Here is a 6,000-nt window from a genome sequence, read left to right as displayed (position 1 = left end):
AGCGATGAGTGTTTTCTGACAAGAGAAAACCAGAGCGCTTACTGAATTTTGTTGCGGGGTTATCCAATACAAGCCATCAAGAAAACCCTTCATCATTTTGAATTTATTGATTTTTTATTCGCGCCCGCCGCTCGCTACGAGGGGTAACATTGTGAGGGTTGTATATGAAGATTAAAGCCACGATAGAACGTATTCCTGGTGGTATGATGCTGGTCCCCCTGGTACTCGGTGCTATTCTGAATACCTTAGCGCCTGAAACCGGGGCTTATTTTGGCGGTTTCACAAAAGGGATGATTACAGGTACCGTCCCCATCCTGGCAGTCTGGTTCTTTTGTATCGGTGCATCCATTAATTTACGTGCAACAGGCACCGTATTACGCAAATCCGGCACGCTGGTCATAACCAAAATAGCGGTGGCCTGGGTTGTCGCCATGATATGCGCGATGTTCATTCCGGAGAATGGAATTCAGACCGGTTTCTTCGCGGGTTTATCGGTCCTGGCAATTGTCTCGGCGATGGATATGACTAACGGCGGGTTGTATGCCAGCCTGATGAACCAGTACGGAACGAAAGAAGAATCCGGGGCATTTGTTCTGATGTCTCTGGAGTCCGGCCCGCTCATGACGATGCTGATCCTGGGTTCTGCTGGCCTGGCCTCTTTTGAGCCTCACCACTTTGTTGGCGCGATCCTGCCCTTCCTGATCGGTTTCGCCCTCGGGAATCTGGATCACGATCTGCGCGATTTCTTCAGCAAAGCCACACCCGTACTCATCCCGTTCTTTGGTTTTGCGCTGGGCAACACCATCAACCTGAACGTGATCCTTGATACGGGCCTGCTGGGTATTGTGCTGGGGGTTGCGGTCATCATCATCACCGGTATTCCGTTGATTATTGCCGACCGCGTGATTGGCGGCGGAAACGGCACGGCGGGTGTCGCCGCCTCTTCAGCCGCAGGTGCTGCGGTCGCAAACCCGGTGATTATTGCTCAGATTAACCCGGCCTTCGAACCGGTAGCCGCTTCTGCAACGGCACTGGTGGCTGCCAGCGTGATTGTTACCGCGATTCTGGTGCCGATCATCACGGCACTGTATGCGAAACGCTACGGAAACGTGCAAGAGAAAGATGTAGAAAGGAAGGCAGCAGAGCTTCAACATTAACAAACCGCACCAAACCATCCCCTCTCCCCTCTGGGGAGAGGGCCAGAGTGAGGGGTGAGGGGTTCAACCAAAAATCTCCTCCACCATCGCCTCCACCAGACGTTTTGCCGAACACAGCCTCGGCATACCCAGCGCAACGGTCTGCCAGTTTTGCGTAACTGACCAGCTCACCGGGTGTTTATCCGCCTGACACCAGTCACCCAGCCAGCCCAGCATGTCTTTATGATCGATTAAACCCGCCGAAGCGGGTGTGGTCAGCCACTGATGATAGAAATGGCGCGTTGCAGGAGACGCATTGATACCCTGAGCAAGATAATTGGCAGCCATACTGCGTAAATTATCCTTGAGCATGGCCGATACATCGTCCTTCGCCAGACGGCAAGCATCGCCGAAGGCCCCCCAACGCAACTCTTCCAGGACAATGAAACAACGCCCGGCCAGCGACCAGCCATCATAATGACCGGCTCGCCAGCGAGTGAAAATTTGCTCACTGTGCTCACCCGCCTGGACGGTCAGTCCACGCTGAGTTAGCGCCTTTTCTTTATAAACGGCACGTTGGGTAAAATGCGATGAGAGCTCAGCGTACTGTTCAAGCAGGCCCGGAGAGGGCTGAGCCCTTAAGTGAGCCTGCTGACGAAGTGTATTCAATTTATCCGCCATCAGCGTCAGCGCAAGATGGCCAGGGTCAATCATCCCGGCGAGTTTTTCAGCCAGACCGAGGCGCAGGGCAGCATTCTCATTCAGCATTCCGGCCATCGCCCAGGGTCGTAACCGGGTGTGCGTCATGATCTCCTGAGTCAAGCGCTCACGAAACTGCAGCTGCTGCGGCCCCAAATGAGGATGACGCGCAACGTCCACGCCCTGCACAAGATCGACCATAAATTTAGGATGAATACACTCCAGCGTCCGCCCGGGACCGTCCAGTAGCTGTGTTGTCATGGTTGCTCTGCCGCGAATAGAGTTTGAATATCATCGCGTAACAGTCGGGTATCTTCCTGTATCCACGTCGCAGTAGTGATACTTTGCTTCAACAGCTGGCTGAGCGCTCGGGTCGAATGCTCATTTTGTTGACGCACTGCGAGGCTATCACGCAAGCTTTCCTGTAACCCGGTCAGGTATAACGAAAATTCTGCAAAGAACGTCGCCATTCCTGCCGTAACAGAGACATCGACCTGGGCGGACAAAGCTTTACGTATATGTTCACAAAACTGATCAATATGTTGCTTAAATTTGTCATGTAGCTGCGCAATGTCGATAACATAGCGCGTGCGGGTCGCCACATATTCATCCCAGCCCCAGCCCGGATTATTCAGCCAGCGAGAGACGGTCTCACGCATGCTGCCCGCGCCCGATGGCTGTCCTGCAGGGCGGTTGTCCTGCGCGATGGCATCGTTAAACAGCGCCTGCGTATTGACGTTAAGCTGGTTAGCCTGAAAAGCCGGGAAGCTAATCCGCGCCCGAAAGCCGGCATGGCTCAGATGCTCTTTAATACGCGTTTCAATGGGACGCATGGCGTCATTCAGGGAACGCGCCAGCGTAGACTCCAGCTGATCGAAGCGTAACGCCAGCTCCCGGCAGATCTTTGTCTGCGCATCCAGCATGATAAGCTCGCAGGAGGAGCGGATTTTACTCAGGGCAATCTGTGCCTGCCCCTCGTCATCCAGAACCAGCTGCTGTAGTTCTTGCGGCTCGTCACCACGAGGATTCAACCGATCGTTACCGGCTAAATCAAGGATATTGCGAGCGCTGAACACGTGACCAATCGCCTGGTGAAGCGCTGTTTTTTGGGCCCCCATAAAGTCCGCAGTGGCATTCAGCGCCTGCTCAACTTCATGTTTCACCTCATCGCTCACCACCCGCTGGCGCGTCTGCATCATCGCCATGTCCTCTTCAAGACGCGTAATATTCAGTTCCAGCGCGTCAAAGGCGACCGTCAGCCCCTGATAGCGGAAGTCGAGATATTCCCGGGCATTTTGTGCGTAGTTGAGCAGCTTATGGGACGCCGAGCGCAGCGCAAATAACGAGGCATTAGCATAGGCGGCGTAAATCAGTTTGCGTATCGGTTGTTCAAACAGCGAATCTTCCCAGAGCAAATCGGCGGCGTGACGGATATGGCCAATATCATCCAGGTCCGCCGTACGCCAGCGGCGACCGAGGGCGGCTTCGGCAAAATCCTGCACCCAGGGTTGCTCCTGATGATCCGGCAGTTGTCCGTGGGTATTCATCTCGTAGCGAGCACGGTTCGCCAGATACGCCCACATGGAGGAGACAGGGTAGATCTGGCCAGGCGAAATATTGCCTTTCATTAAGGTGCCGGAGATCATCGCCCGGACCTGCTCTTCATCATCGCTATTGCGATCTTTCTGGTCGAATTTATTCACCAGGGCATACAGAGGCACGGATTTCCCCGCCACCGAAATAGCCTGACGGACCTCTTCATCAGATATAGATTTAAGCTGGGTATAATCCATTACCGCCAGCACCGCCGATGCGCGGGCTAACTGCTCACTCAGCATTTTTTGCAGATGCGGCTGTCCGGCCTCATTAGGCCCAGGAGTATCGAGCAGCGTCAGTTGCCCGAGGTGGGCATCCAGACCCGCAAGATGCACGAACTCCACTTCAATGACCGGAATGTGTTCAATGGCCGCGTATTCTGAAAACGGAAACGCCACGCCCAGCGCCTGAGAGAGTCTGACCAGGTCATTGAGGCTTTTCAGGCAATGAAATATTGGCTGCGCTCCAAGATGATGCTTTTCAAAGGCTTCACCTTTTTCAATGCGTTCCAGCAGCGTGTTCATGTCTTTATCAATTTCCAGATGCTGAGCCAGCTTCCCGCGATCGTAATCGCAGAGTTGTTTCTGCAGCAGCTGGATCAAATCATCAATAGGCGAGACATGTGAGAAATGGAGTACCGGCTCTTTCTGGCCTGGCGTATGACGAATCAGGGTAGGAAGCGCCGTCATTGGGCGGTTGCGATTAGGCAACACTTCGGTCCCCACAATGGCATTAATGGTGGTCGATTTCCCCGCTTTCATGGTACCAACGATAGCCAGAACCATTTCCAGACGTGTTATTTTGCGTAATTCATTATTCAGCATTGCCTGCTGCGCTTCGACACCCCGCGCACTAAAATGCAAAGGCAGAACGTTGTTCTTTTCACCCGTAATAGCGGCCGTCGTGTTCTCCAGCATCGCTGTCGGCATTGACTTCAAGGTATCAAGATTTTGCAGGGCAAGCTGTAACAAACGCTCAGCTTCCTGGCTTAATTCAAAAATGGTCTGTGTGTGCATGATAAAAGCCTTTCCTTAACGCAAATTTATTACTTTTATTAAGCCACTGGTATTAATTATGATGTTCAGGCTTATATGATCACGTGTGGAAAACATGTTCACCGGAATATAACTGATTGAAGATAATCAGAAATAAATGGCTATCCTTGCATGGCGTGTAAAGCTCTCCTCAAGGCCTGACAGCCAAAAGATAAAAAGCGTAGCCCTTTTTAAGAAACTTCAGGATATATCATCATTATTTATCCACCTAAAAAGAACGGGTTATGCCACAACCATACGAAATGCATGGCAGCAAAGACCAAAGATAAATAACAATGTGTTGCTTCACCTTATCCGAAATGAAGGTGCGTAGCAATTTGCCACAATAAAATATTCGATATATTTAGCGACTTCTCTTTCCACCGTGTTAATGACGTTAGCATCGCTTAACTGACTGACAGGAAGTGTCACTCCCGACACATTTTTTGCTTTTTTTTAAATTCAGAATATCACCGACAAACGTGTGGATTTGCGCTATACTTGCCGCCTTTTTCGGCACACTGCCGTCATTTAGCTGGCATTTTCCAGCGTGTTAACACTTTTTTGAGGATACCGATATGTCTCTCCCACACTGCCCGAAATGCAATTCTGAATACACCTATGAAGATAATGGCATGTTCATCTGCCCGGAATGTGCGCATGAATGGAATGATGCCGAACCGGCACAGGATGCAGATGCCCTGATCGTAAAAGATGCGAACGGTAACCTGCTGGCGGATGGCGACAGCGTCACCGTGGTTAAAGATCTGAAAGTCAAAGGCAGCTCTTCCATGCTGAAGATCGGTACCAAAGTGAAGAACATCCGTCTGGTTGAAGGCGATCATAATATCGACTGCAAAATTGACGGCTTCGGTCCGATGAAACTGAAATCTGAGTTCGTGAAAAAGAACTGATTTTTCTCCTGTAGGCCCGATAACCGAAGCGCCGCCGGGCGCTTTTTCCGGATGCGCTACGCTTATCTGGCCTACAAAAAAGAACTACACTTAATGGGCTTTTCTTACGTGAGGTAAAGATTATGCCGTTAAGTCCCTACATCTCCTTCGCCGGCAACTGTGCAGAGGCAACCGCCTTTTATCAGCAGGCCGTCGGCGCTGAACTCCTCTATAAAATCACTTTCGGTGAAATGCCCAAAAGCGACAGCAGTGAAGAAGGCTGTCCGTCCGGCATGCAGTTTCCTGATTCCGCTATCGCCCACTCTAACGTCCGCATTGCGGGCAGCGACATTATGATGAGCGACGGGCAGCCGCCGGGCAGCAACGCGCAGTATGCCGGGTTCACGCTGGTGCTCGACACGCAGGATGTGTCAGAAGGCAAGCGCTGGTTCGACAACCTCGCCGCTGGCGGCAATATCGACATGGCGTGGCAGGAGACCTTCTGGGCGCACGGTTTCGGTAAAGTCACCGATAAATACGGCGTACCGTGGATGATTAACGTCGTTAAGCAGCAGCACTAATTTTCTGGCGGTGGGCGGTCCGCCTCCGCCTGTCATCAAACTCCCCTCAACTCTTCAAATT

5 protein-coding genes are annotated in these 6,000 nt (G+C 51.9%); 3 read left to right on the top strand and 2 right to left on the bottom strand.

What is annotated here, in order from left to right:
• The first annotated feature begins 164 nt into the window (after positions 1-164).
• Positions 165-1,157, top strand: coding sequence for a 2-keto-3-deoxygluconate transporter (kdgT, locus tag L977_RS05770; protein ID WP_014882192.1), 993 nt, complete (start codon positions 165-167; stop codon positions 1,155-1,157).
• A gap of 63 nt (positions 1,158-1,220) precedes the next feature.
• Here the strand turns inward: kdgT and L977_RS05765 are convergent, their stop codons facing one another.
• Together L977_RS05765 and crfC are read right to left on the bottom strand one after the other, a co-directional pair.
• Positions 1,221-2,096, bottom strand: a complete 876-nt coding sequence (locus L977_RS05765; protein WP_047625261.1) for a diguanylate cyclase regulator RdcB family protein — start codon at positions 2,094-2,096, stop codon at positions 1,221-1,223.
• Positions 2,093-4,447 carry a clamp-binding protein CrfC gene (gene crfC, locus L977_RS05760; RefSeq protein WP_014882190.1) on the bottom strand — a complete coding sequence of 785 codons (2,355 nt, stop codon included), beginning with the start codon at positions 4,445-4,447 and terminating at the stop codon, positions 2,093-2,095. Before crfC ends, L977_RS05765 begins: the two co-directional genes overlap by 4 nt.
• A gap of 596 nt (positions 4,448-5,043) precedes the next feature.
• Here crfC and L977_RS05755 point away from each other — a divergent pair.
• Entirely contained in the window at positions 5,044-5,379 is a 336-nt protein-coding gene (locus L977_RS05755) for a zinc ribbon domain-containing protein YjdM (RefSeq protein ID WP_008500067.1), read from the top strand.
• 122 nt (positions 5,380-5,501) lie between these two features.
• Complete coding sequence (gene yjdN / locus L977_RS05750; protein ID WP_014882189.1) at positions 5,502-5,939, top strand: VOC family metalloprotein YjdN; 438 nt, start codon at positions 5,502-5,504, stop codon at positions 5,937-5,939.
• The last annotated feature ends 61 nt before the right edge of the window (positions 5,940-6,000 follow it).

The sequence above is a fragment of the Enterobacter sp. ZOR0014 genome (genome assembly GCF_000798855.1).
GTDB lineage: Bacteria > Pseudomonadota > Gammaproteobacteria > Enterobacterales > Enterobacteriaceae > Enterobacter > Enterobacter kobei.
This window is presented reverse-complemented; position numbering and strand designations above follow the sequence as displayed.

What these genes read in the sequence shown, in the direction of transcription:
- L977_RS05765 (WP_047625261.1), bottom strand. Translation starts at nt 2,096, where the DNA reads ATGACAACACAGCTACTGGACGGTCCCGGGCGGACGCTGGAGTGTATT.
- yjdN (WP_014882189.1), top strand. Translation starts at nt 5,502, where the DNA reads ATGCCGTTAAGTCCCTACATCTCCTTCGCCGGCAACTGTGCAGAGGCA.
- L977_RS05755 (WP_008500067.1), top strand. Translation starts at nt 5,044, where the DNA reads ATGTCTCTCCCACACTGCCCGAAATGCAATTCTGAATACACCTATGAA.
- kdgT (WP_014882192.1), top strand. Translation starts at nt 165, where the DNA reads ATGAAGATTAAAGCCACGATAGAACGTATTCCTGGTGGTATGATGCTG.
- crfC (WP_014882190.1), bottom strand. Translation starts at nt 4,447, where the DNA reads ATGCACACACAGACCATTTTTGAATTAAGCCAGGAAGCTGAGCGTTTG.